The sequence below is a fragment of the Asaia sp. Ae19-3 genome, from assembly GCF_059801175.1.
On record NZ_JBCHWF010000001.1, the window covers coordinates 1,298,174 to 1,324,503 of the forward strand.

A 26,330-nucleotide genomic window follows, 5' to 3' on the forward strand; every position below is an offset into this window, starting at 1 on the left:
TTTACCTGAAAGCCGGACATGACCACGCTTCTGCTCGTTCTCAATTTCTTCGTGACCATTGCTCTTATCGGCGTCATCCTCATCCAGCGGAGTGAAGGTGGCGGCCTTGGCATTGGCAGCAGCCAGGGAATGGGTTCGTTCATGACCGGTCGCGGCACGGCCAATCTGCTGACGCGCACCACGGCCATTCTGGCTGGCGTCTTCATGGTGCTCTGCCTGCTTCTCGCCGTTCTCAACCGCGGTGCCTCGACCAATGCCGGCAGTGACATTCTGGCCCAGCCCGCCCCGGCGTCCGCCAGCCCCGCACCGCAGACTGCCGCACCGGCAGCCCCTGCTCCGGCAACCAGCCCGGCACCTGCTCCGGCCGCGCCGACGAAGCAGTAAGGCAACAGGGCGTAAAATTTCTGCCGTCAGAAGCGCTCTGACGGCAATCTTCTCGTTCCCTATCAACGCGATCCAATGTAGGAGAGCCTTCCATGACTCGGTTCGTATTTATCACCGGTGGCGTGGTTTCCTCTCTCGGCAAGGGCATAGCTTCTGCTGCCCTTGCGGCTCTCCTCCAGGCGCGCGGCTACAAGGTCCGCATGCGCAAGCTGGACCCCTATCTCAATGTCGATCCGGGGACGATGAGCCCCTATCAGCATGGCGAAGTCTTCGTGACCGATGACGGGGCCGAGACCGATCTCGACCTCGGCCATTACGAGCGCTTTACGGGGGTTCATGCCCGCAAGGCCGATAATGCGACGACTGGCCGCATCTATTCTGAAGTGATCGCCCGTGAGCGTCGTGGCGATTATCTCGGCGCGACCGTGCAGGTCATTCCCCATATCACCGATGCCATCAAGGAAGCCGTCGTTGCCGGCACCGATGGCTATGATTTCGTGCTTGTCGAGATTGGCGGCACGGTAGGCGATATCGAGAGCCTGCCCTTCCTCGAATCGATCCGTCAGCTGCGCAACGATCTGGGCCATAACCAGACCATGTGCGTGCATCTCACGCTGTTGCCCTACATCCCGGCAGCAGGCGAGCTGAAGACCAAGCCCACACAGCATTCCGTCAAGGAACTGCAGAATGTCGGCATTCAGCCGCAGATGCTCATCTGCCGTTCGGATCGCGCCATTCCAACGAATGAGCGCCGCAAGATCGCGAGCTTCTGCAATGTGCGCCCCGAGGCCGTCATCGCCGCTCTCGATGTCGACACCATCTATGCCTGCCCGATTTCCTATCACAAGGAAGGCATGGACGATGAAGTGCTGCGCTATTTCGGCCTGCCCGTCGAAGGCGAGCCCGATCTGAGCCGCTGGACGAAAATCGTCGAGACACTGCGCCATCCCGACGGCGAAGTGCGCATTGCCGTTGTCGGCAAATATACTGCCCTGCTCGACAGCTACAAATCGCTCATTGAAGCCCTGCTTCATGGCGGCATTGCCAACCGGGTGAAGGTCCGCCTCGAATGGGTGGAATCCGAAACCTTCGAAAAGAACCCCGACTCCATTGCCGCGCTGGGTCGCGTCGACGGTATTCTTGTTCCTGGCGGCTTTGGCGAGCGTGGATCAGAGGGCAAGATCGAAGCGGTGCGCTACGCCCGTGAAAACGGCGTTCCGTTCCTGGGCATCTGCTTCGGCATGCAGATGGCCGTTATCGAATGCGCGCGCTCACTGGCTGGTCTGGAAAAGGCTTCTTCAACCGAGTTCGGCCCGACTGACGAGCCGCTTGTCGGCCTCATGACCGAATGGGCACGCGGCAACGAAATGCTGCGCCGCCGTGAACATGGCGAGATGGGCGGCACGATGCGTCTTGGCGCCTACCCTGCCAAGCTGAAGCAGGGCTCACGCGCTGCCGAAATCTATGGCACGACCGAAGTGCGCGAGCGTCATCGTCACCGCTATGAGGTGAACGTGCATTATCGCCAGCAGCTTGAGGCGACAGGACTCGTCTTCTCCGGCATGTCGCCAGACGACGTGCTGCCGGAAGTGGTGGAATATCCTGACCACCCCTGGTTCGTTGGCGTGCAGTATCACCCCGAATACATGTCCAAACCCTTTGCACCGCATCCGCTCTTTGCGGGCTTCATCGAAGCTGCGGTCAAGAAGGCACGCCTCGCATGACCGATATCACTCTCGGCTCGCTGACCATTGGCAATCGCCAGCCCTTCACCCTTATCGCTGGTCCCTGCCAGATCGAATCCCGAGCGCATGCGCGGGAGATGGCAGCAGGGCTTGCCGAAATCTGCGGCGGGCTCGGTATTAGCTGGATCTACAAAAGCTCGTTCGACAAGGCCAATCGCACCTCGCTCAAAGCCGAGCGTGGCATCGGCCTCGCCGAAGGCCTCGACATTCTGGCTGGCATCCGCGAGGAATTCGGCTGTCCGGTTCTGACCGACGTTCATGACGCCGCACAGTGCAAGCCTGCCGCCGAAGCGGTCGACGTGCTGCAGATCCCGGCCTTTCTGTGCCGTCAGACCGATCTGCTTCTGGCTGCCGGGGAAACGGGGCGCGCGATCAATGTCAAGAAAGGGCAGTTTCTCGCGCCTTGGGACATGGCGAATGTAGCGGCCAAGATCGCCTCGACCGGCAATGACCGGATCATGCTTTGCGACCGCGGCACGAGCTTCGGTTACAATACGCTCGTAAGTGACATGCGCGGCCTGCCGATCATGGCAGAAACCGGCTATCCGGTCGTGTTCGACGCCACGCATTCCGTGCAGCAGCCGGGCGGGCTCGGTGGCTCTTCCGGTGGCCAGCGTCAGTTCGTTCCGACCCTTGCTCGGGCCGCGGTCGCCATTGGCGTTGCAGCGGTTTTCATTGAAACACATGAAGATCCGGATAACGCGCCGAGCGACGGCCCCAACATGGTGCCGCTTGCCGGGATGCGCGGTCTTCTCTCTACCCTGCAAGCCTTCGACAAGCTTTCCAAGTCCAATGGGTTCTAAGCGACACGTCTATTCGGTCGATACCGAATGGACAGGCAATCACGGGCTGGGCACGCAGTCCTGGCATGTCTACGGCCGAAATCACGATATTTCGGCTGAGGGCAAACCCGTCATCCATGGATCGGCTGATCCCAGCTTTCATGGAGACCCCACAGGGTGGAATCCGGGCGAGTTGCTGCTTGCATCGCTAAGCGCCTGCCACAAACTCTGGTATCTCGGTCTTTGCGCTGGTGCCGGAATTGTCGTCACCGGCTATCGCGATTCAGCCGAGGCGGTGATGATGGAAAACCCGCAAGGCGATGGCGAGTTTGAAAGCGCGACGCTGCGCCCCGTCATCACCCTTGCCAGCGGCAGTTCTATGGCACGTGCGCAGGCCCTTCATGATCAGGCCCACGCGCATTGCTTCATTGCTCGATCGGTCAATTTCCCGGTGATCTGCGAGCCGGTCTTTCAGATCATATAAGGCTGCAACGGCGCACTCAGGCACGCGGCAAGGCAAAGCACCACAACAGCCGTCAGAAGGGCACGGAACGGGAAATACCCGGCTGGCAGCGCGCCCTTGCGATAGGCAGCGCGCTCTGCCAGCAGGACCAGAATAAACCCGATCATTTCCATCAGAATGCCGCCACGCGGTGCCCAGACTACGCCTGCATAAATGGCGACCCAGCTCCACAGCGCAGGCAACACCCCGAAAAACAGGCGCCTCCGGTTGATCGGGCCCAAGCCCTGCGCAGGCATGATGGCGGGCTGTTCGAGCGCAAGGCCCCAATGCACGGCCCCAAGAAAGGAGAGAATGCAGCCTCCATAGGCAAGCATGGCTACGCCGATATGGCTGATCGGCCCGAGACTGCCCCAGAACAGAGCAGCCATGGCAAGGCATAGAAACGGCACCAGACCGGCTATGCCGAGGAAAATGACGAGCGGTGACAGGGGTCTCACGGAATATCCATCCTCATTTCACATAACGCCAGTTGACAGCGCCGGTGTCTCGACGCCTTGTGATGCCCGAAGTTCGAACGTTCAAACAGGGAGCCCCCAAATGAGCGCCATTATTGATATCATTGCCCGCGAGATTCTGGATAGCCGCGGCAACCCGACTGTAGAAGTCGAGGTCGAACTGTCCTCCGGCGCCAAGGGCCGTGCAGCCGTTCCGTCAGGCGCCTCTACCGGCGCCCACGAAGCTGTCGAGCTGCGTGACGGCGACAAGTCGCGCTACGGCGGCAAGGGCGTTCTGAAGGCTGCCGCTTTCGCTGAAGGCGAAATTCTCGATGCGCTTCAGGGCGCCGAATCGTCTGATCAGATCGCGATCGACGAAGCCATGATCGAGCTGGACGGCACGCCCAATAAGGCACGTCTCGGTGCTAACTCCATCCTCGCCGTGTCGCTCGCGACCGCCAAGGCGACTGCGCTCGAACTCGACATTCCGCTCTATCGCTATGTCGGTGGCGTCTTTGCGCACACCTTGCCCGTGCCGATGATGAACATCGTCAATGGCGGTCAGCATGCCGATAACCCCATCGACATCCAGGAATTCATGATCCAGCCGGTCGGCGCACCGACGATCATGGACGCCGTGCGTATGGGTTCGGAAATTTTCGCCCATCTCAAGAAGAACCTGCATGCAGCCGGCCACAACACCAATGTCGGCGATGAAGGCGGTTTCGCACCGGGTCTGAAATCGGCAGACGAAGCGCTTGGCTTCATCTCGAAGTCGGTTGAAGGCGCAGGTTACCGCCTTGGTGAAGACGTGACCTTCGCGCTCGATTGTGCTGCCACTGAATTCTATCGCGATGGCCGCTACAAGATGGACGGCGAAGGCCGCGACCTCGACTCATCCGGCATGATCGACTACCTGGCCGATCTCGCCGCACGCTACCCGATCGTCTCGATCGAAGACGGTCTGGCAGAAGATGACTGGGAAGGCTGGGCAGAACTGACTGCAAAGCTCGGTCACAAGCTGCAGCTCGTCGGTGACGATCTGTTCGTGACCAACACGGAGCGTCTGGTGCGTGGCATCGAGAGCAACACGGCCAATGCGCTGCTCGTGAAGGTCAACCAGATCGGCACGCTGACCGAAACGCTCCGCGCCATGGAAACCGCGCATCGCGCCGGCTATAAGTGCGTCATGAGCCATCGTTCGGGTGAAACCGAAGATTCGATCATTGCTGATCTTGCAGTCGCCACGAATTGCGGCCAGATCAAGACCGGCTCGCTGTCGCGTTCCGATCGTACGGCAAAGTACAACCAGCTTATCCGTATCGAAAACGAGCTGGCTACCGCAGCTCGTTACGCAGGCCGCTCGATCCTTCCGCGCGCCTGACTCAATGAAGGGGAGCGAATTTCGCTCCCTTTCCCAAATCCCCGATTGTAAGCGGCGCAGCCCTCAGGGTAGGGTATGTCCCAACAGCCCGCTTGCAACCGTGGAGTTTCCGTGCAGATCGTTCGTGCCATCCGCCGCGTCGTGCGCGCCGTCGTACCCCCTGCCCTGTTTCTCGGGCTGACGGCCTATTTCGGATGGAACGCCCTGCAGGGCGATCACGGTCTCAAGGCCTATCACCAGCAGCTCAAGCTTATGGATCAGGCTATTCAGGCACAGAAAGATGCTGACGACGAGCAGGCTGTCTGGAAACGCCGCATCACAAGCCTTAACGAACGCGCGCTCGATGCCGATATGTTGGATGAACGCTCGCGGGCCATGCTGAACCTCGCCCGCACCGGAGACACTGTAATTCCTTACGGCCCACACGAGAAGCTGTACTGACTTCCGTCACCAGCAGCTTTGCCTAGGAAGACCAGCGCTATCCTGACGGGCTTATCCAGAGAAGCAGGTATAAAAAAAGCGGCTCGAAAGCCGCTTTTTCCATTTATCGGTGAAGCCCGATCTTACTTGATCTTGGCTTCACGGAACGCAACATGCTTGCGGACGACGGGGTCGTACTTGCGCACTTCCATCTTGCCGGTAGCCGAACGGGCGTTCTTCTTGGTGACGTAGAAATATCCGGTCTCTGCGGTCGAGACGAGACGGATCTGAATGACGTTGGTCTTTGCCATGGGGTCCTCGCAAACTGATCTGTCGCTGCGCGCGACATGAACGGCAGCGTTTTCAAGCTGGGGCCTAAATGCGTGGATTACGCGCGCAGGTCAAGTGTTTCCGGTAAAACGGTGGATTAATTTTGATGTTCCGGGGAAAAAATCTTGAAGAGATCGAAGCAAGAACTTAATAAGAACATAGTGATTCCGGGCTGACGCGGTCTCAGGCTGCCCCGACCCTGGAGAGAGGAACCCCATGCTCACGCGCAAGCAACACCAGCTCCTGCTTTTTATCGACTCCTATCTGAAGCGGACCGGGTTTTCTCCCTCTTTCGACGAAATGAAGGAAGCGCTTGATCTACGGTCGAAATCGGGAATTCATCGACTGATCTCAGCCCTTGAGGAGCGTGGCTTTCTTCGTCGTCATCATCACCGCGCCCGCGCGCTAGAAATTGTACGCCTTCCGGTTACCGAGGCCCCGACCACATCCGTCATTCAGACCCCGGCCTCTGAGAGCGGCAGCTTCCCCCGCCTTGCCCATAGTCAGGAAAGGGCTGTTTCTACTTCCGTCGAAGCCAGCCAGACGCCCGTCGTCGGCGTGCCGCTTTATGGCCGCATTGCTGCGGGCCTTCCGATCGAGGCCTTTCGTGATTCTGGCGAGCAGATCGACATTCCGGCGGGTCAGCTGACCAATGGACAGCATTACGCGCTTCACGTCTCCGGCGATTCCATGATCGATGCCGGCATCTTGGATGGCGATACAGTGATCATCCGCCAGGGCGAGACAGCAGAAAACGGACAGATCGTTGTGGCACTGGTCGATGACCAAGAGGTCACGCTCAAGCGCCTGCGTCAGAAGGGCAAGTCAATCGCGCTTGAGCCCGCAAACACGAATTATGAGACCCAGATCTTCCCGCAGAATCGCGTGCGTATCCAGGGTGTGCTGATCGGGTTGTATCGTCAGTACAACTGAGGCGGCACGTTTCATGGCGGCAAACTGCCTTTTGACAAGCACCTAGCCTGACGAGGCGCCACGCCCCAGCAAAACCGCCAGTTGGCCGATGATATTGTTCTCGGCCATCTGGGCAACGTTGAAGCGCATAAAGCGCGACGTCTCGCCAGAGGCGCTGAAGACTGCCCCCGGGGCGAGCACAATTCCCTCTTCCAGCGCGTTTCGCGCCAGATCTGTAACATCGCAGCCAGCAGGCATTTCACACCAGAGACTGAAGCCGCCTTCAGGCATGATGACAGGTTTGATCCCGAGCGATCCGAGCTGCCCAGCCCCGTCCTTGCGCGCCTTAGCCAGACGACGATGAAGCGCCTCGATGTGACGGCGATAGGAGCCGCCAGTCAGGACGTGTTTCACGATCTCGGCTGCAACAGGACTGACACCGGCAAAGCCAGTCGCAATCAGCAGATCCCCGAGCCTCTCGATCATCTCTGAAGAGGCGGCGATGTAGCCACAGCGTAGTGAGGCCGAGAGGGTCTTCGAGAAAGAGCCGATCCGGATCACACGGTTAAGCCCGTCTAATGGGGCAAGGCTCGCAAAGGGGCGTGGCGCGAAATCGGCGAAGATGTCGTCTTCGATTATCGTGACGCCATGCGCCTTGGCCAATGAGAGTATCTCATGCGCCTTGTGCAACGTGATGGTGCAGCCCACCGGGTTCTGCAATCCGGAATTGGTCAGATAGAGCATCGGCGCTTCCTGCCTCAGTAATCTGGCAAAAGCATCAAGGTCAGGGCCATCAGCAAGGCAGGGAACCCCTATAACCCTTACGCGGTGCTCGGCCAGAAGCGCCCGAAAGTTAAAGTAGCAGGGATCATCGACCAGAACCGTATCGCCGGGGCTAAGCATCAGGCGGCAGACCAGGTCGACCGCCTGCGTGCCGGAGCTTGTCAGCAGGATCTGCTCTGGTGCCACATGCAGCTGATCTTCAGCCCAGCGTCGCGTCAGCAACTGGCGCAAGGGCAACGAGCCTCTGGCGGGCCCATAGCCGGTCAGCAATACGCCTTCCTCTCGCGATATCGCGCGAAGCGCATGGCGAAGAGCGGGTAGTGGCATCCAGGACTCTGGCAACCAGCCGCATCCGGGCTGCATGATCGAAGGATCGGCTTCAAGGGCCTGACGCGACACCCAGAACGGATCCACCGCGTGATCGCGTTTCGTGTTCGGGACGAAACCCGCGAGCGTGCCGCCCGCGACAAAATAGCCTGACCCGGGTCGCGCATGAATCATCCCCTCCGCAACGAGGCGGTCATAGGCCTCGGCGATGGTCGAAGGAGAAAAGCCATGCTGACTGGCGAGCCGACGTATCGAGGGCAAGCGCTCACCTCGCGCCAGACTGCCTGAGGCGATACGTGTGCGCACAGCGGCAATGACCGTTTCGGTCCGGTTTTTTTCGCGCATGGGAGCCTGCAAACTGTATGCCTACTGGATGCCATACAGTTTTGCCCAACTGTACTGAACTGTCCATGGTCTCTCGAGCAGGACGACAGCACACTGACCGCTCGGAACAGGGCGTAAATCGCCCGTCAGGTACAGGCGGAAAAGACCCATGAAACAATCGAGTGGCTATGTCAGTGGTATGATCGGCATAGCCATCTTCAGCGGCTCACTGCCGGCAACGAGGCTTGCAGAGACTGGCTTCCCACCCCTGTTTTTGACTGCAGCACGTGCCGTCATAGCCGCCCTACTCGCCATCGCTCTTCTCACCGTATTCCGCCAGAAAAAGCCGGGGCGCGATGCATTGCTGCCTCTTGCGATCGTCGCCCTCGGCGTGGTCATCGGCTATCCCCTGCTTTCAGCCTGTGCCTTGCAATATATCGAGGCCGTGAGATCTGCGATGTGGACGGGGCTTTTGCCTCTGAGCACGGCGCTGTTTGCGGTTCTGCGCAATGGCGAACATCCCTCGCTCCGTTTCTGGATCTTCTCGCTCTGCGGCGCTGCCGCTGTGCTGTTCTACGCGCTGACCCAGACCCATGGCGGATCGCTTGTCGGCGACGGATTAATGCTGGCTTCGATCCTTGTCTGTGGGCTTGGCTATGCTGAAGGCGCCGCCTTGTCGCGCCAACTGGGTGGCTGGCAGGTGATCTCCTGGGCGCTGATCCTTGCCCTGCCGCTCATGAGCGTGCTGGCATTCGCCAACCATCCCGTCAACTGGGTTCAGATCTCGCCCTCAGCCTGGGTATCACTGTTCTATGTCGCCTTCTTTAGCATGATGCTGGGCTTTGTGTTCTGGTATCATGGCCTGGCTCAGGGCGGAATCGCCCGTATCGGGCAGTTGCAGCTCCTGCAGCCTTTCGGCGGGCTGGCACTGTCAGCGTTCGTTTTGCATGAGGTCATTCCCCCCCTGCTAGTCGGGGTTACCTGCCTCGTTCTGTTCTGTGTCTTTGGCGCGAGACGCGCCGCCTGAAAACGGAAAGGGCGTAGTCCGGCGGACGCGCCCCCTCCTCATCGGTTTCAATGAGTCGCAGACTTGTCTTTCGTCACACGCACCGTCCCGTCAGGGTCGATCTGTGTGCTGGTGCCATCACCATTGGGGATAATGATCGTGCCGCTTCGACTGGGCGAGATGTATCTATGGGCGTTATCTTCAACAGAAGACGAAAGCGACGGACGTGCTGCCCCACGTACCCCGTTGACCACGCCGTCATGCTCGCCGATGGCGAGCGATCCGCCATCGCCGAGCTGGGTTCCGCTTGCGTCCAGCCCTTTCGTCATCGAACCGAAATAACTGTTCGTGTCGGACATCGCATCGCGCAGCCCGTTGGGTGACCCTTCGACGTCGCGCAGGGTGGGCAGAGGCTGAGGCGCGCCCGGCCAGATATTACCACTCTCCGGCAGGATCGGCATGGCGATATAGGCGTGACCCTTCACTTTCTCCAGATTCTCCGACTGGCCTTCAGGCATATTCGGATTGGCTCCAGGAAGGGTCGCCGTGTCCTGAATAGATTTCCCAAAACCGGAACAGCCACTCAAAAAAAGAGGGATCGCTAAAAGAGCGGCCTTTCGCATCATTTACTCCAGAGATGTCTGCCCTGCTCTTTTAAGCGTTAAGATCGTCCAACGCCAGATACAGAACATGTATAGACCGGAATACTTGCCTGCCTGCTTCAAAGCCTTACAATTCTCTCATCTTGAGTTTGTATCTGCGTGAAATTCGTCAGGCGAAATCCCCCAGCAGCGGAGGCTGCTCGATGAAACGGAAGCTGTCGTAGTTTGCGCATGAGCCGACTGACCTCCGGATCTACCGTCTCAGGCGTAACTCAACTGCGCCAAACCGCTCGCCCGACCTTATCGCCCGGAACTTACCACCCTTGAGCCGCGAGGTCAGAGAACGCATGAGGCTGCGTAACAACGCCATGAACACAGGCGCACCGAAGACCCAGACACATGTGACAACCCAAAGTATTGATAGCCGTTGATCGAATAAATCCTCCCAATCCGGTTGGTTGGGGATATGGGCGGCGTTTTGTGCCGGACCGACCGACACACACGATCGTCACTCAGAAAATCGGCGTTTCACAGCAACAGGCGGGCTCTTCCGCTGGCAGAATTTTGTCCTGCAGCAAATCCAATGTGTCATCTCGCTTTCCATACGCATATCCGTGCCTGCAAGCTCTCCAAAAGACGTTGAGAGACCAGAAGCGCCGAACGACTTCACCCGCCATATCCGCCGAGACGCCAATGGTCGACCTTAATTAAGGCGGGGTCTGACGCGCTCTTCCATGCACAGAGAAGGAAACGTGCTCTACTCGCTATCAGCGGGGGTATTTCCCTTTTGAACGCCACCGTCAGGCGACCATAAACTTCGAGGAGTGCGCTTCAACGACCGCCAAGGCGAGTGCCTACGCATTTGGCCCGCCAGGCAGAGCCACCTGCCTTATTAGACAGGACGTAGGTCGCCCCGCAGACCAAAATACAGGAGAAGCCACTCAATATTGCGGGTGACAGAGAGGCAAACCCCTGTGGATTCATCCACTCGGAGCATTGTCAGCAGACACATCACCACAACGCACGGCCAAGACGCAAAGGCCGACCGAACCCCTCTGTACCCTGCTCAGCAGATCAATGACTGACCTTGGCAGAAGAGCCATCGGGACGGTTCCCCATCATCCGAGACAACCCCGTCACAAGGTAGCCCCAGCCGCTCAGGACAGTCGGGATAACCGAGAACCACAGCAGGACGGCGCCCAGGGTGGAGAATGAGATGCCATCCAGCCCGATCAGGCGCGGCATGGCATCGCCGGCCAGCAGACAGCCGATCGCCACCATCTGGATGCCGGTCTTCCACTTGGCTAGACGCGTCGAAGGCAGGGTCGCGCGCTGACTGGCCATAAACTCGCGCAAGCCACTGACCATGATCTCACGTATCAGAATGATGATCGCTGCAAAAAGCGCCCCGTCTACCAGACGTCCATAGCCCGCCAGGGCGAGCAGCAGGGCACCGACCAGCAGCTTGTCGGCGATGGGGTCCATCATCCGCCCCAGCTCCGACCCCTGCTTCCAGCGCCGCGCCAGCATGCCATCGAGATAGTCGGTAATGCAGGCCGCGATATACACAATGCAGGCCAGACCATCCGTAACCGGACTTGCGAAAGCAATCAGGGCAATCAGCACCGGTATCGAAGCGATACGCAGCAAGGTCAGGATATTGGGCAGATCTGTCAGCATTAATCGTTCCTGAAGCCGCTGGGGAAGCCGCCGGGGGCGTTGCAGAGCCTCGAAATGGGAATCATGCCCCATGATAGGATGGTGTCACCGCACCATCATAGTCACTCTGGCTTCATTGCGGATGAAAAAACGCATAAATCGTACGCGCGGTTTCTGAATTGATACCCGCCACCGAGATGAGTTCCTCCTCGCTCGCACCACGCACACCACGCACCGAGCCAAAGCGATTCAGGAGAGCGCGCTTCCTGACCGCACCAATTCCGGGCACGCTGTCGAGCTCGGAAGTCTTGATGGCCTTGCTCCGCCCTGCACGATGGGTCGTGATTGCAAAACGATGCGCCTCGTCGCGGAGCCGTTGCAGGTAATACAGCACCGGGTCGTTGGGCGGCAGCTGGAATGGCGTCCGTCCCTCCTGAAAGAACCACTCACGCCCTGCATCGCGATCCGGTCCCTTGGCAATGGCCACGATCGGAATATCACGGACATTGAGCTCTTCCAGCACGGCTCTGACTGCGTTGAACTGGCCGAGACCACCATCAATCAGGAGCAGATCGGGCCAGTCCTGCGGACGCTCATCCGGGGCATCGGGATCCCGCTTGCCGAATCGCCGCTCCATGACCTCTCGCATCATGCCGAAATCGTCGCCGGGCGTGACAGGGCCCTTGATGGCGAATTTGCGATAGGCGCGCTTGGTGAAGCCTTCCGGCCCTGCCACCACCATGACGCCATAAGCGTGCTGTCCCATGATATGCGAGTTGTCGTAAGTCTCGATACGCCCAGGAGGGGCCTCCAGCCCGAAGACAGATGCCACGCCGTCAAGCAGCTTGCTGACCCCGGCACTCTCTGCAAGACGGCGCTCGAGCGCCTCACGCGCATTGGTCTCGGCATGGCGCACGACATCGCGGCGTTCACCACGCTGTGGTTGCAGCAACTCGACCTTTCGGCCCCGCCTGAGACTGAGCGCCTCTGAGACCAGATCGAGCTCAGCGGGATCGCAATTGAGCAGGATCTGCGGCGGTGGCGGCTTGTCGTCGTAGAATTGCAGCAGAAACGCACTGAGAATATCAGCTGCCTGATCGTCATCCGCATGTTCGGGATAAAAGGCCCGATTGCCATTGTTGCGGCTGTTGCGAATGAAAAAGACCTGAAGACAGGTCTTTCCTGCCTGCTGCCACAAGGCAATGATGTCAGCGTCACCGATAGAAGCCGGATTGATGATGCCGGATTCCTGCATACTGGAGAAACCGCGTATCCGGTCTCGGATCGCTGCAGCCCGTTCGAATTCGAGCGCTTCGGAGGCCTTCTCCATTTCCTCGACGAGCGCCTTCTGAACATCCGTGCTCTTGCCGGAGAGAAACTGCTTTGTCTCCTCGACCAGTTCGCCGTACTCCCCCGGGGTCACGCGGTCGACACAGGGCGCCGAGCAGCGTCGGATCTGGAACAGCAGACAAGGGCGCGTACGCGTCGAAAGCACTGAATCGCTGCACGAACGCAGCAGAAAGCTGCGCTGGATGAGATTGAGCGTCTGATTGACTGCCCAGGCCGACGCAAAAGGCCCCCAATAGGTGGCATCCTTGATCGGCCTGCCACGCTGCTTGGTAATCTGCGGAAACTCATGACCCTCGGTGAGCATGATCCACGGGTAGGATTTGTCGTCCCGCAACAGGATATTGAAGCGCGGCTTCATCTTCTTGATGTAATTGGCTTCGAGAAGCAGCGCCTCGGCCTCTGTGCGTGTCGTCACAATCTCCATTGAGCATGTGAGGCTGACCATGCGGCGCAGGCGCTCCGGCAGCTGATTCAGACGCAGATAGGATGACACGCGCTTCTTGAGACTGAGGGCTTTGCCGACATAGAGCACCTCCCCCTTGGCGCCGAGCATACGATAGACGCCCGGCGACAATGGAATGGTCTTCAGCGCCTCACGAATGGCGTCTGGGCCCTGTCTGGGGCCAGTCTGGTCAGAGAGGCCCGCGCCAATATCGCCCGCTTCATTCGCTTTGTTCATGGCTGCGAGCCCGATGCCATGATGACGCCAACTTCATCCACGGAACATGTGGATAAGTCTGTGGGGGATCGCGTGACAAATTGATGACGGGCGCAGTTTGGCGCGCTTTGCGACGCTTTGCCTAATTTTTGGGCATCGAATGGTAAGGCACTGAAAAATAACAATTTTGCCAATCCGTATGGAAGAAACCGCGTCAAGACCTTGGAATCACAGGGTGTCAATACCGGAACGGGCCGGAAAGTGGACAAATTTTGCATCCCGCCACACAGAACGATCCTGTTTTGTTCGAAGTTCCGTTCAGCGTGCCTCTGCCTGCTCCAGCACGCGCAGAAAATTGCCTCCCCAGATGGCTGCAAGCTCGCTTCCAGCGAACCCCTCCCGGCGCAGCGCCTCCGTGACCGACGCAGTCTGCGATGCATCCGCCCAGCCCTCGATCTGCCCCCCACCATCAAAATCGGAAGACACGCCCACATGGGCCACGCCGATCAGATCGGCCACATAGCGCACATGACGGGCGAGATCCGCCACAGAGGCCCTGCCCTGCGCGCTGGGCTTGAGGAAAGACGACATGGCCGTGATCTGGATTACGCCTCCCGCATCACGAAGGCTGAGCAGCTGTTCGTCATCCAGATTCCGCGGGTGATCACACAGGGCGCGCGCGCAGGAATGGCTGGCGACGATCGGCCGCGACGACAGCGCAACCGCCTGCATCATGGTGGTCTTCGCTGCGTGGGAAACATCGACCACGATGCCTGTCTCGTTCATACGCGCAATAACGGCCCGCCCCAGCGGCGAGAGCCCGCCATGCAGAGCGCGATCATTGCCAAGCGCAGGAAGAGGAATCGCGGCATCGGCCAGATCGTTATGGCCATTATGGGTCAGGGTCATATATCGCACGCCATAAGCGGCCAGTCGGTCGACACGGGAGAGATCGCCCCCCAGCGCATGGCCGTTTTCGACAGCAGGCACGACTGCCACGCGCCCTGAAGCCACCGCCTCACGCACTGCCTTGACTGACGCGCAGACAGACACAGCCTCACTGCCAAGGCCATTGATCACCTCAAGCATCGCCTGAACACGCTCCCAGGCCTGCTGGCGCGGCGCGTCTTCAAGTCGGGTCTGGGGAATATAGGCGGCAAGGCAGACTGCCTTGAGGCCACCAGCACGAAGCTTGGGCAGATCGACCTGGCGTTCGGCTGAGCCGGTTTCGAAATCGTTCCGGTCGGGCCAGGGGATATCGATATGGGAGTCGAGTGTCAGAAGGCGGTCATGAATATCGCGTGTCATGATTGCTTAAATGGTCTGTTGCAACGCCCCCGCAAGGGGTATTCCTCCTCCTCCTGCCAATTTGAAAGGCCCTGTCCCATGCGACTGATGACGTGGAATATCAATTCGTTGCGGCTGAGACTGCCTTTGCTCCAGCGCCTGGCAGAAGAACAGAACCCGGACATCATCTGCCTGCAGGAAACAAAAGTGCCGGACGCTCTGTTTCCTGCCGAAGCGCTGCGTGAAATGGGCTATCCACACCAGCATTTCCTCGGGATGAAGGGCTATAACGGGGTTGCCATTCTCTCACGCCACGCCATGACCCCGCTTGAAGCCGTGCCCGACTGGTGCGGCAAAAGCGACACGCGCCATGCCGGTATTCTGTTCGAGACCAGCACAGGGCCAGTCATCCTGCATGATTTCTACGTCCCTGCCGGAGGTGACATTCCCGACCCGGCCGTGAACGACAAATTCGCTCACAAGCTGGCTTTTCTCGAGGAAGTAACCTCGTGGTTTAAAGAGAACGTGCCAGTGCGTTCGATCGTCGTCGGTGACCTGAACATCGCCCCGCTCGAACATGACGTCTGGAGCCACAAACAGCTTGCTACGGTCGTCAGTCACACCCCACCAGAGATCGGAAGGCTGCAAGCCTGGCAGGACACCGGCTTCGTGGATGCCATGCGGCTCGTCGTACCAGCGCAGGAAAAGCTCTATACGTGGTGGTCGTACCGTAATCGTGACTGGAAACTCTCCAATCGCGGCCGCCGCCTCGACCATGTCTGGCTGACACAGGATCTGGCGCCCGCCCTGAAGGGAATGGAAGTACTCCGGGACGTGCGCGACTGGGCCAGCCCGTCGGACCACGTGCCCGTAATGGTTGATCTCGATCTGACCTTCGCCTGAAACGCGCTGCGCTTCACCAGGGACCAGTAACCGGCCAACAAGGGAGCATGACGCTCCCGAACATGGTGACGCAGACAGACAACTCCACCTGAGGCCCTGATATGAAAAAACCCGGCACCTTGCGGAGCCGGGTTTTCTGTCACTCAGTCCTTGCTGGCTGCTCAGCCCATCAGGGCGTCGCTACCTTCCGGATTGAGGCGATAACCGCCCCCTTCCGTCAGAAGCAGGGAGGCATTTGCCGGATCGGGCTCAATCTTCTGGCGCAGACGATAGATATGCGTCTCAAGCGTATGCGTTGTGACGGCGGCGTTATAGCCCCAGACTTCGTTCAGCAGCACCTGACGCGCAATCGGGCGGTGCCCGGCACGATAGAGATATTTCAGGATGGCCGCTTCCTTTTCCGTCAGGCGGATACGGCGGTTCTTTGCCGGTTCCTGCAGGATCTTGGAAGAAGGACGGAACAGATACGGCCCGATCGGAAAAACAGCATCTTCACTGTTTTCGAACAGACGCAGCTGGGCACGCAGACGGGCCAGAAGCTCGGCGATACGGAACGGCTTGGCGACATAGTCGTTCGCCCCGGCATCCAGCCCTCGCACCACGTCGGCTTCGTCATCCGATCCGGTCAGGATAATAATCGGCATGCGGATACCCTGACGACGCAGCTCGGCGCAGAAATCGCGACCATCGCCATCGGGCAGGGTAACGTCGAGAAGAATGGCATCGACACGCACATCGGTAACACCGAGCTTCTCTTTCGCTTCGGCAACGGAGGCAGCCTGAATGGGCTCGAACTCACCCTCGAGCTTGAGTTGTTCGACCAGCAGTTGGCGAAGCGTATCATCATCGTCAACAATCAGGACAGGACGCGGACCAGGCATGTATAACCTTCTCTCACCATCTTTGGGGTAATACCCCTGAGCCAAGACCACACCCTTCAATAGTGAAGAAAGGGCCTTGTTTTAACCGTGAGACTTACACGGATATCGTGACAACGCCAATGCGACTGATGCCAATCCACTGATGGATACCGGCGTTTAGACGTAATTTACCCTTAAATTAATGTTCAGGCGTGAGGTTTGTGACATGCTCGTCATATTAAGACATGGTGAGGGGCGCACCGGGACACTTTTCGTCAATAATCGCCCCCTTCCGGCCCTGATTGGGGCCGGCGGGATCCGATCGGACAAGTCAGAAGGCGACCAGGCCACTCCCACAGGGTTTCTTCCGTTCCGTCAGGTTTTCTATCGCGCCGATCGTGTTGTGCGCCCTCAAACACGCCTCCGCATTGAAGCGCTCAGCCCTGATGATGGCTGGTGCGACGACCCCGATCATCACGATTACAACAGGCACATCTCATTGCCGCATGAGGGCAGGCATGAGCGACTTTGGCGCGAGGACCACTGCTACGACCTCTGTGTCGTCCTCGGCTGGAACGATGATCCGGTCATACGCAATCGGGGTTCCGCCATCTTCCTTCATCTGCCGCCCGAGAGCGGTGTCACGGAGGGCTGCATCGCGCTGGAAGAGCTCCTGCTTCGCGAGCTGATTGCCTCAGATGCAACAGGCGTAGAAGTGCGCGCCGGCTGAGTATCCGATGCCGCGACAGAATGCGCGGCATCAGGGGGTTTCAGGGCGCCTCGCCTTCCGCACCAGCTTCCACAGCAGGCTCGACGGGGGGCGCCATATAGACCAGCAGATCGCCAAGCGCAGGCGTTACGGGAAACTGGTCTTCTGCCGACCGGATGGAGATGGATTGCCCGCGCCGGATCGACAGGAAATCGAGGCGGTTCGGCACCGAGCCGAAAGAGGCAGCACTGGCCTCGTCTGCCATTGCGGTAGCGAAGCGCCAGCCTTTTTCGAAAAGCATGTCGATAAGTGTGAAGTTCCAGGACGGATCGCCGAGCAACTTGCCACGCGCATCGCGCGAGAGGCCGTGATAGAAATCGAGCCGCGCAACACCGGGGCTGATCTGGAAAACACGCTGGCGCCCCATATGAGGCGCCATGTGGGCGCAAACGAGGCCGTTATAGATGGCATCAGCCGTCGTCGAGATGAGATAATCGGCAGGGCGCTCTTCCAGCGCCTCTTCACCATATTGAGAAAGCAGCTCCGCCCGCAGGACCGGTACCCCCTGACGCATGGCCGGGATAAGCGTGTTCGACCGGTTATCAACCAGCAGAATGGGAATGCCTGAGGCGCTCAGGCATTTGGCAAAATCGATCGACCAGGAAGACGCCCCGACAATGGCCAGAGCAGGCTCATTGGAAAGCGTCAGCTTGAGCCAGCGCGCAATGGGGCGCAGAGAGAACCCGTGAAAGATCATCGTGCCGCCAATAATGGCGAAGACGGCAGGCATGATCAGATCGGCACTGTGATAGCCCGCATCGGTCATGCGATAGCCAGCAGCACCCGCCACGGCGGCGGCAACGATACCGCGCGGCGCGATCCAGGCGACAAAAAGACGCTCCTGCCATTTCAGGCCGGTGCCAATGGTCGACAGGAAAATCGCCAATGGCCGCACGCCGAACATGACAGCCGCAGTCAGCAGGCAGATCGGCAGCGAGAGATGGGCCAGCACTTCGCGATGCAGGTCAGCGGTCAACATGATGAACAGGACAGCGACCACCAGGACGACGAGCGATTCCTTCATGCGGCGCAATTCGGAAAGACCCGGCACATGCAGATTGGTCAGGGCCATGCCGAACACGGTGGCACCGACAAGCCCGGCACCCTCCATGCTCATATTGCACACGCTGAAAATGAGCAGAGCCAGCGTCAGCAGCAAAGGCGTCTTGAGCGGCTCGGGCATGAGATCGCGCACGAACAGATAGCGCACGAGATAGGCCGGAAGAATGCCTACCGCCAGAGACTCTGCGGTCGACGCCAGCAGATCGGGCAAAACCGTTGTCAGAAACACATCTGTGCCAATCGGCACACGGGTCGCCACGACCTGAAGCACCACAGCGGCCAGAATGGCGCCTATCGGATCGTTGATGATTGCTTCCCAACGCAGGAAGGCCGCCACACGCGGCTGCAGCTTGTTATGGCGCAGCAGAGGAAGCACGACAGTTGGACCGGTCACGGTGATAATGGCACCGAAAAGCGCGGCCACGCCCCATTCCATATGAGCGATATAATGGGCCGCCACCCAGCCAAGCCCCCAGGAAATGGGTAGCGCCAGCATGGTGAGACGCGTCACCCCCTCGCCGGCTTCGCGCAACTGTCGAAAGTCGAGAAGCAACCCGCCTTCGAACACGATGATCGCGACAAGAAGCGAGACGAGCGGTCGAAAGATCCAGCCCAGCGCGGCAGACGGATGCAAAATGCCAAGGCCCGGTCCGAAGATCAGGCCAAGCGCAAATAACAGAACGATGGCAGGAAGACGAAAACGCCACGCAACCCACTGCGCGCCGATGCCCGCCCCGAGGGTGAGCAGCAGCCCGATAAATATTGTCAGCGCCATAACCCTGCCCTCACCCCTGCCCGGTCAAAAAATCACACCTGATGACGTACTCACTGCGCCTTGCGCTGAAGAACCGCGGCAAAGAAGCCATCGGTCTCATTGCGATGCGGCGTGAGCGCGAACCCACTCTGGCTGCGCAGCGGTTCGGGCAGCATGTCTCCGCCCGCTGCCACGCGCTCGAAGCGGTCATTGCGCGCGAGAAACGCAGAAACCTGCGCTTCGTTTTCTTCGTTCAGCAGCGAGCAGGTCGCATAGACCAGACGACCGCCCGGCTTCACGAGTGTCGAGGCACGATCAAGGATATCGGCCTGCTTGGTCTGCAATTCGATGACGTCCTGTTCGACCAGACGGATGCGGGCGTCAGGGTTGCGGCGCCAGGTACCGGTTCCCGAGCAGGGAGCGTCAACCAGAACGCGATCGAAGGCCCCGGCACGGCGCTTGACCCATTTATCACCGCTCACCAGCAGATGGCGCTCCACATTATGAACCCCGGCGCGACGCAGGCGCTTGACCGCCCCTTCAAGGCGCGGCGACGAGACGTCGCAGGCCACGATCTGCCCCTTGTTTTCCATCCCCATGGCAATAGCAAGCGTCTTGCCCCCTGCACCGGCACAGAAATCGACCACGCGCTCGCCCGGCTTTGCATCGAGCGCCCCGACGATGAGCTGGCTGCCCTCATCCTGAATCTCGATAATGCCCTCACGGAAGCTCTGGGTCGCCGTTACCGGCTGACGGCCCGGGAGACGCAGCCCCCAGGGTGAGAGCGGTGTGGGTGTGGCTGTGATTTGCTCATTTCGCAGCGAGCGGATCGCCTCGTCACGATGACCCTTGAGAAGATTGGCGCGCAGGTCGAGCGGCGCTGCGCCGTCGAGCGCCGCCATTTCCGTTTCCAGCTCAGGGCCGAAAGCCCGCTCCAGATAAGGATGCAGCCAGTCAGGATATTCCAGACGCACCGGCCCGGGCATATCCGGGTCGTTCAACGCCTTTCCGCCTAGAGCCGAGAGCGCCGCGTCTTCACGCGATGTCAGATGGGATTGCGCGAAACGCTCACCATTGAACAGGTTGCGCACCGTGCCGATCTCTTCGCCACCAAGCATGAGCGAGGCTGCGCAAAGCGTGCGAGGCGAAGCCCCACCCGGAATATCGCGCAAATGCCAGTGCAGACGGCGCCACTGACGCAGCACGTCCCAGATACGGGCCGAAATGACCCGTCGATCGCCGCCACCAATATAGCGGCGATCACGGAAATACGCATTGGCCGTCGCATCTGCGGGACGGCGGGGGGCAGCCTCGATGGCGCAAAGCAGATCGATGGCGGCTGAGAGTCGAGCGGCGGGAGTCATGCCCCCGCGCTTACAAGTTTTTGTCAGTCCTGGCGATAGTTAGGTGCTTCACGCGTGATGGTCACGTCGTGAACGTGGCTTTCACGCAGGCCCGCATTGGTGATGCGGCGGAAGCGCGTGCGAACCTGAAGATCAGCAATCGTGGCCGAGCCCGTATAACCCATACCAGCCTTGAGACCGCCCACGAGCTGGTGCACGACAGCCGCCATGCTGCCTTTGAACGGTACCTGACCTTCGATACCCTCGGGCACGAGCTTCAGCGAGTCTTTGACCTCGGCCTGGAAGTAGCGATCGGCCGAACCGCGCGCCATCGCGCCGAGCGAGCCCATGCCGCGATAGGCCTTGTAGGAGCGTCCCTGATGCAGGAACACCTCACCGGGGCTTTCCTCACATCCAGCGAGAAGCGACCCGATCATCACGACATCGGCGCCAGCACCAATGGCCTTGACAATATCGCCCGAAGTACGAATGCCACCATCGGCGATGCCGAAAATACCCGCTTCATGGCAGGCTGCAGAGGTTTCCATGACCGCCGAAAACTGCGGCACGCCTACGCCTGCTACCACACGCGTGGTGCAGATCGAGCCCGGTCCGATGCCGATCTTCACGCAGTCAGCGCCGACGCCCGCAAGGGCAATGGCGGCTTCGGGCGTTGCGACATTACCGGCGATGACCTGAATTCCCGGATGGCGCGCCTTGAGCGTTGCCACCGTGTCGAGCACACCACGGGAATGGCCATGGGCCGTGTCAACAATGACGATATCAACGCCAGCCGAGACAAGCGCCTCGGCGCGGGCCAGACCATCGGCACCGACACCGATCGCAGCAGCACAACGCAGGCGACCGAACTGGTCCTTGATGGCGAGCGGATGCGCTTCGGCCTTGTCCATGTCCTTGACGGTAATCAGACCCGTGCAGCGATTCTGGTCATCAACCACCAGAAGCTTCTCGATACGATGGCGATGCAGCAAATCCTGCGCCGTGGCAGCGTCGGCACCATGACGCACCGTCACGAGCTTGTCGCGTGTCATCATGTCGCGCACAGGGGTCGAGAGATCGCTGGTGAAGCGCATGTCACGATTGGTCAGAATGCCGACGAGTTCACCCGTGCCCGGCATGACGACGGGCAGACCGCTGATACCGTGCTGCGCCATGATGGCATGCACATCACGCAGGGTCTGATCAGGTCCGACCGTTACCGGATTGACGACCATGCCCGATTCGAAGCGCTTGACGCGGCGCACATGCTCGGCCTGCTCTTCAACCGAAAGATTCTTGTGAATGACGCCCATGCCGCCCTGCTGTGCCATGGCAATCGCCATCGCGTCTTCGGTCACGGTATCCATGGCCGAAGAGAGAAGCGGAATGTTGAGTTCAATAGAGCGTGTCAGACGCGTGCGCGTCGAAGCCTGGGCAGGGAGCACTTCCGAAGCCGCAGGCTCGACCAGAACGTCATCAAAGGCGAGGGCTTCACGGATGCGGTCATGCGACACGCTGCGCGACGCATAAGAACCAACACGTTCCCCAGCCATTCCGGTCGGTGTTTCATTGGTCGTGGTCATCTGCCGCTGCCTCCCCGCAAATCAATCAGGAAAGCCCGCGGCTTTCCTACCGTTGGCGCGTCCTCTTAGACCAAACCAGTCCGTGTTGAAAACAGGAGATTGCGTTACCGCCTGCAATTTCATTGATTTGCCACGCTAAAAAAGCGACAGGGCACGGTCGGCTCATGACCCGGCGTACAAACCACGAGCGACCAATGCTGAATGACTGTCTTTTCAGGCGACAGCAGGAAGAGGCGCAACCGTGAAGTCGCCCCGCAGGAATTCGCGTATGGACTGCGCTGCGCGATGAGACGCGCCGCGCCGCGGCTGAGAGCCGAAAGTTTCGTGAATCACCTGCTCCTGACGCGCACGGTACAGCACATGACGCGGCTCTGCCTGAGCCAATGCAGGAAGGATATCTTCCTCACGCTCGACCACGTCGCCGAGCGTCCAGTGACGGAAATGAGGGTCGTCCCGCCAGGCAACGCCATGTGGATTGAGAAAGACACAGGGGCGCGGTCGGATCAGGAATTCATACACCTGACTGCTGACATCACCGATATAGAGCGACGCCCGGGCCGTATGGGTCATGTCGAGCAACGCAGAGGAAGCGGCATCGAGACTGACGCGCCCGCCCACGACACTTTCGAACAGACGGCGACGCCCCCCGAAATCCTTGTGGAAAATCTTGATATGCGGCGCAATCAGGAGATCGTATCGATCAAGCTGGTTCACCGCATCGACAAGCGGATGAAGAAACCTGCCATAGGATGACAGACCCTTCTTGTAATGCGGGTTGTACAGAGCAACCGGCTTTCTGGCAGCGAGTGATGGCTCCTGACAGCGCTCCTTGCTCACCGCGTCGAATTTCGGATAACCGACAATTCTGGTTTGCGCTGCCGTTGCCAACTTCTTCGCCAGAAAACTCTCGGCAATCTTGGGCCCGGAGACGAGAGAAAGGTCGAAATGACGAATGAGATGCTCATCATTCACGGCACGATCGCCAGCACCATGCTGGATCAGAATGAGCGCCGGGCGAACCAGCCCCATCTCCCGCAGAAGGCCGGCTGAATATTCCGTCGCCACCACAGCATCAAACTGCTCCAGCTGCGCCAGGTTTTCACGCATGACGACTTCACGCTCGGCGTCGAGCCGACGCAAACGCCTGAGCAGAGCCGCCTTCAGGGGGAATTTCAGAACACCGCGTTCGATCCTGCCGCCCAGATTGTTATCACGGCGGATGGTCTCCAGATGCTGGGCCGTTTCAGGGAAACTGACAAATTCGGTGACCGACACATTCGGGAATTGCGCCAGAGCCGATGAAACGGCGGCGACGTGGTAGCATTGATAAGGCTCTGCGACGTAAAGAAACGCAATCTTCATACGAGCCTTATCCTCTTCCCTCGAGTTGATATCACCCCTTTATAGGTCGAAGATTTATGACAATAAGTAACAATAAGATGCAGCGCTTGACCGCTCGACCTTCGAAGGCCGCATCCAACATAAACACCGCAAGGCGGTTTATGGTATATATAAAAATTATAGGGGAATAACTTCCCACATATCAGGAATTACCATTAAAATATTCTACCCATCATATAATTACAGGTAAACTCTTTGTCTCCCCCCCCCCGCCCCCACAACCCAAAACCCGCAATACAAAACCGCCAAGCCTCTTTTCTTGATGAAAATGTGAGTTTCATTACTTTTAAGACAGACGGTAGAACGCCACCGCATCGAAAGACGCCTGAGCAAAGTTGCTGAATGATGCGATCATTGTAACTTGATGGTTACAAGATTCTGACAGCAGCCGATCGCACGGAGTATGCAAGCCCCCCCCCCTACTGCCCCAGGAAGCGCCCTGAACTGACCTCACGATATTCGGCATGGTCACCCAGAATGCCGAAGGCCTCTCTGTCGGTCCCGGTCATAAAAGCCGTGATCTCACGGTCACGCAGAAAACAGAGCAAGGCGTCGCGCCTTTCTGCGTCGAGATGATTGAGCGGTTCGTCGAGCAAGATCAAAGGCGCCCTGCCCGCTTTTCCCGCAGTCAATGCCGCATGATTCAGCATGACATGCACCAGCATGGCCTTCTGCTGACCACTACTCGATAGCGCCGCCTCTCGCCCTGTCAGCGCGTCTCGCAATGACAGATCGGCGCGATGGGCGCCGAATGACGTGCTGCCCTTCTGGGCATCCTCCACTCGCGAACGTTTCAACGCCGCCCGCAGACTGTCCTCAACCGCAAGCGCCGGCTGCGATGCCAGATCCCTCTCCACATCACAGACAAGCTGCAAACGGGCGACCGGAAAAGACGTATCATCCGTCACGGGAACCCGGTTCATCGACTCGACCAGCGCCATACGGGAGGCGGTCAGGGCGACTGCATGGCGGGCAATGCTGTCTTCAAGGCCATCGAGCCAGGTCGTCTGATCCGGTCGGGTCGCCAACAGGCGGTTACGCTGCGTCAGAGCGCGCTCGTGAGCGGCACTTTCACGCGCATGATTCGGATCAAGAGCAAGAACCAACCGGTCGAGAAACCGACGACGTCCGGAGGCCGGATCGCTGAACAGGCGGTCCATCTGTGGCGTCAGCCAGATCGTCGAGAAATGCGGGGCAATCTGGCCCTGATTACGCACGACCTCGCCATCGAGACGAAAGACGCGACGTGAGGAATTTGCAGGATCGGCACCGGTTGCCAATTCGAGTGCATCCTCGCCATCGCGTGCGAGACGGGCCATGACACCCCATGAATGCCCCTGGTGCCGCTGGATCAGCGCATTGGTGGCACCGCGCAGGCCTCGGCCAGGCGCCAGAAGCGAAAGCGCCTCAAGCAGATTGGTCTTGCCCGCCCCATTTTCGCCAGTGAGAACAGCGAGGCGGCTTTGCGGCGCCCATGCCAGACGCTCGTAATTGCGAAAATCAGTGAGGACGAGCCTGTCTATACGCAAATCAGGCCCGCCATTCCCTAAATTCAGACGCGCATCGGCATCAGCACATAAAGCGCTGTCGGCAGATTGGTATCACGCACCAGTGTGGGTGCTGCGCTATCGGCGAAGGCAAACTCGGCCTCGACGTCGATCTGGTCGGTGATATCGTTGAGATAGCGCGCCTGGAAACCAATCTCGAGCGACGGGCCGTCGTAGGAAACGCTGGTTTCATCCAGCTCTTCCTTGGCCATACCCTGATCGGGGCTGATTGCAGAAAGCGTCAGCAGGTTGGTCTGCACAGCCAGCTTGACCGGGCGCGACCGCTCCTGGCTGATCGCAGCAACGCGCGCCACAGCATCGGCGAAGGCCTGCTTGTTCACACGCAGGAAACGGTCATTGTTCTTGGGAATGACGCGCTCATATTCCGGGAAAGTGCCATCGATCAGCTTCGAGGTCAGCATCACTGCGCCGACGCGAAACTGGATACGCGTGTCGGACAGGCTCACCTGCACCGTGCCTGCCCCCTCATCGAGCAGCTTGCGCAGTTCGGCAACGGTCTTGCGCGGAATGATGACGCCCGGCATGTCGCCAGCGCCTGCCGGCAGATCGGTTTCCACACGGGCCAGACGATGACCGTCAGTCGCGACAGCGCGCAGCTTGGGGCCGTCACCATCCTTGGCAACATGGAAATAGATACCGTTCAGGTAGTAACGTGTCTCTTCGGTGGAAACGGCAAAACGTGTGCGGTCAACCAGACCACGCAGAACGGCGGCCGGGATCGAGAATTCATGCGGAAGATCACCCGCCACCATCGACGGAAAATCCTCGACGGGCAGAACATTCAGGCTTGTGGCATAGCGCCCGGCGCGCAGAGCCAGCGGCGCATCGCCACCGCCATGATCGAGCTCGACCATCGAGCCATCGGCCAGTTTGCGCACGATCTCGTAAAGCACGCTTGCCGGTGCCGTAACCGCACCATCACGCGCCCCTTCTGCCGCCACTTCCTCGACTACCGCAATTTCCATGTCGGTGGCTGTCAAGCGCAGAAGATTGCCTTCGATCGACAGCATGACGTTGGCGAGAATGGGAATGGTGTTCCGCTTCTCGGCGACGCTCTGGATATGGGCAAGGGCACGGATCAGCGTAGTGCGGTCAGCCTGAAATTTCATATGATCGTAGACCCTCGAACACCCGAATAACAAAAAATCATACTAGCAGAGCCGCCAGTAGCAGCAAA

General features: G+C 59.3%; 24 protein-coding genes. 10 read left to right on the forward strand and 14 right to left on the reverse strand.

Annotated elements, in window-relative coordinates; genetic code table 11:
* Window positions 1–18: 18 nt before the first annotated feature.
* From secG to AAID99_RS05505, 4 genes are all read left to right on the forward strand, one after another.
* The gene (gene secG / locus AAID99_RS05490; RefSeq protein ID WP_498493373.1) at window positions 19–384 is read left to right on the forward strand and encodes a preprotein translocase subunit SecG; all 366 of its coding nucleotides are present in this window, start codon (window positions 19–21) and stop codon (window positions 382–384) included.
* Window positions 385–476: 92 nt separating this feature from the next.
* A complete protein-coding gene (gene pyrG / locus AAID99_RS05495; protein ID WP_332350910.1) occupies window positions 477–2,108 on the forward strand; it encodes a CTP synthase in 1,632 nt (543 codons plus the stop codon).
* Window positions 2,105–2,932 (forward strand): 3-deoxy-8-phosphooctulonate synthase, encoded by an 828-nt coding sequence (gene kdsA, locus AAID99_RS05500; RefSeq protein WP_498493374.1) that lies wholly within the window; start codon window positions 2,105–2,107, stop codon window positions 2,930–2,932. Before pyrG ends, kdsA begins: the two co-directional genes overlap by 4 nt.
* Window positions 2,922–3,395, forward strand: a complete 474-nt coding sequence (locus AAID99_RS05505; protein ID WP_498493375.1) for an OsmC family protein — start codon at window positions 2,922–2,924, stop codon at window positions 3,393–3,395. Before kdsA ends, AAID99_RS05505 begins: the two co-directional genes overlap by 11 nt.
* Here the strand turns inward: AAID99_RS05505 and AAID99_RS05510 are convergent.
* On the reverse strand, window positions 3,383–3,871 hold the full coding sequence (locus AAID99_RS05510) for a DUF3429 domain-containing protein (protein WP_498493376.1): 489 nt from the start codon (window positions 3,869–3,871) through the stop codon (window positions 3,383–3,385). The genes AAID99_RS05505 and AAID99_RS05510 overlap by 13 nt on opposite strands.
* Window positions 3,872–3,971: 100 nt before the next feature.
* Between AAID99_RS05510 and eno the strand changes: the two genes are divergently transcribed.
* Entirely contained in the window at window positions 3,972–5,252 is a 1,281-nt protein-coding gene (eno, locus tag AAID99_RS05515) for a phosphopyruvate hydratase (RefSeq protein ID WP_023977385.1), read from the forward strand.
* Between the two features lie 111 nt (window positions 5,253–5,363).
* Entirely contained in the window at window positions 5,364–5,693 is a 330-nt protein-coding gene (locus AAID99_RS05520; protein ID WP_188426350.1) for an FtsB family cell division protein, read from the forward strand.
* Window positions 5,694–5,815: 122 nt separating this feature from the next.
* On the opposite strand, the gene rpmG is transcribed toward AAID99_RS05520, so the two are convergent.
* Window positions 5,816–5,983: a 50S ribosomal protein L33 gene (gene rpmG, locus AAID99_RS05525; RefSeq protein WP_188426349.1), complete on the reverse strand. Its 168-nt coding sequence runs from the start codon at window positions 5,981–5,983 to the stop codon at window positions 5,816–5,818.
* A gap of 235 nt (window positions 5,984–6,218) precedes the next feature.
* Here rpmG and lexA point away from each other — a divergent pair, with 235 nt between their 5' ends.
* Window positions 6,219–6,935 (forward strand): transcriptional repressor LexA, encoded by a 717-nt coding sequence (lexA, locus tag AAID99_RS05530; protein WP_188426348.1) that lies wholly within the window; start codon window positions 6,219–6,221, stop codon window positions 6,933–6,935.
* 42 nt (window positions 6,936–6,977) lie between these two features.
* Here the strand turns inward: lexA and AAID99_RS05535 are convergent, their stop codons facing one another.
* Entirely contained in the window at window positions 6,978–8,369 is a 1,392-nt protein-coding gene (locus AAID99_RS05535; RefSeq protein WP_498493377.1) for an aminotransferase-like domain-containing protein, read from the reverse strand.
* Window positions 8,370–8,517: 148 nt separating this feature from the next.
* Here AAID99_RS05535 and AAID99_RS05540 point away from each other — a divergent pair, with 148 nt between their 5' ends.
* Window positions 8,518–9,375: a DMT family transporter gene (locus AAID99_RS05540; RefSeq protein ID WP_498493378.1), complete on the forward strand. Its 858-nt coding sequence runs from the start codon at window positions 8,518–8,520 to the stop codon at window positions 9,373–9,375.
* 47 nt (window positions 9,376–9,422) lie between these two features.
* Here the strand turns inward: AAID99_RS05540 and AAID99_RS05545 are convergent, their stop codons facing one another.
* The 4 genes from AAID99_RS05545 to AAID99_RS05560 all read right to left on the reverse strand — a co-directional run bounded on the left by AAID99_RS05545 (window position 9,423) and on the right by AAID99_RS05560 (window position 14,931).
* Window positions 9,423–9,872, reverse strand: a complete 450-nt coding sequence (locus tag AAID99_RS05545) for a hypothetical protein (RefSeq protein WP_306414301.1) — start codon at window positions 9,870–9,872, stop codon at window positions 9,423–9,425.
* Between the two features lie 1,158 nt (window positions 9,873–11,030).
* The gene (gene pgsA / locus AAID99_RS05550; protein ID WP_188426345.1) at window positions 11,031–11,636 is read right to left on the reverse strand and encodes a CDP-diacylglycerol--glycerol-3-phosphate 3-phosphatidyltransferase; all 606 of its coding nucleotides are present in this window, start codon (window positions 11,634–11,636) and stop codon (window positions 11,031–11,033) included.
* A 112-nt stretch (window positions 11,637–11,748) separates the two neighbouring features.
* Window positions 11,749–13,644 carry an excinuclease ABC subunit UvrC gene (gene uvrC, locus AAID99_RS05555; RefSeq protein ID WP_188426344.1) on the reverse strand — a complete coding sequence of 632 codons (1,896 nt, stop codon included), beginning with the start codon at window positions 13,642–13,644 and terminating at the stop codon, window positions 11,749–11,751.
* 297 nt (window positions 13,645–13,941) lie between these two features.
* A complete protein-coding gene (locus tag AAID99_RS05560; protein ID WP_498493380.1) occupies window positions 13,942–14,931 on the reverse strand; it encodes a dipeptidase in 990 nt (329 codons plus the stop codon).
* A 78-nt stretch (window positions 14,932–15,009) separates the two neighbouring features.
* Here AAID99_RS05560 and AAID99_RS05565 point away from each other — a divergent pair, with 78 nt between their 5' ends.
* Window positions 15,010–15,813 carry an exodeoxyribonuclease III gene (locus tag AAID99_RS05565; protein WP_498493381.1) on the forward strand — a complete coding sequence of 268 codons (804 nt, stop codon included), beginning with the start codon at window positions 15,010–15,012 and terminating at the stop codon, window positions 15,811–15,813.
* Between the two features lie 161 nt (window positions 15,814–15,974).
* On the opposite strand, the gene AAID99_RS05570 is transcribed toward AAID99_RS05565, so the two are convergent.
* Window positions 15,975–16,694, reverse strand: coding sequence for a response regulator transcription factor (locus AAID99_RS05570; protein WP_188426341.1), 720 nt, complete (start codon window positions 16,692–16,694; stop codon window positions 15,975–15,977).
* A 205-nt stretch (window positions 16,695–16,899) separates the two neighbouring features.
* Between AAID99_RS05570 and AAID99_RS05575 the strand changes: the two genes are divergently transcribed.
* On the forward strand, window positions 16,900–17,403 hold the full coding sequence (locus AAID99_RS05575) for a L,D-transpeptidase family protein (RefSeq protein WP_188426340.1): 504 nt from the start codon (window positions 16,900–16,902) through the stop codon (window positions 17,401–17,403).
* A 40-nt stretch (window positions 17,404–17,443) separates the two neighbouring features.
* Here the strand turns inward: AAID99_RS05575 and AAID99_RS05580 are convergent, their stop codons facing one another.
* The 6 genes from AAID99_RS05580 to dnaN form a co-directional block, all read right to left on the reverse strand.
* Window positions 17,444–19,279, reverse strand: coding sequence for a cation:proton antiporter (locus tag AAID99_RS05580; RefSeq protein WP_188426339.1), 1,836 nt, complete (start codon window positions 19,277–19,279; stop codon window positions 17,444–17,446).
* Between the two features lie 50 nt (window positions 19,280–19,329).
* Window positions 19,330–20,622 carry an RsmB/NOP family class I SAM-dependent RNA methyltransferase gene (locus AAID99_RS05585; RefSeq protein ID WP_188426338.1) on the reverse strand — a complete coding sequence of 431 codons (1,293 nt, stop codon included), beginning with the start codon at window positions 20,620–20,622 and terminating at the stop codon, window positions 19,330–19,332.
* Between the two features lie 23 nt (window positions 20,623–20,645).
* Window positions 20,646–22,154: an IMP dehydrogenase gene (gene guaB / locus AAID99_RS05590; protein ID WP_188426542.1), complete on the reverse strand. Its 1,509-nt coding sequence runs from the start codon at window positions 22,152–22,154 to the stop codon at window positions 20,646–20,648.
* Between the two features lie 243 nt (window positions 22,155–22,397).
* Entirely contained in the window at window positions 22,398–23,546 is a 1,149-nt protein-coding gene (locus AAID99_RS05595; RefSeq protein WP_498493382.1) for a CDP-glycerol glycerophosphotransferase family protein, read from the reverse strand.
* Window positions 23,547–24,004: 458 nt separating this feature from the next.
* Window positions 24,005–25,114, reverse strand: coding sequence for a DNA replication/repair protein RecF (recF, locus tag AAID99_RS05600; protein ID WP_188426336.1), 1,110 nt, complete (start codon window positions 25,112–25,114; stop codon window positions 24,005–24,007).
* A 23-nt stretch (window positions 25,115–25,137) separates the two neighbouring features.
* Window positions 25,138–26,262, reverse strand: coding sequence for a DNA polymerase III subunit beta (dnaN, locus tag AAID99_RS05605; protein ID WP_188426335.1), 1,125 nt, complete (start codon window positions 26,260–26,262; stop codon window positions 25,138–25,140).
* Window positions 26,263–26,330 lie beyond the last annotated feature (68 nt).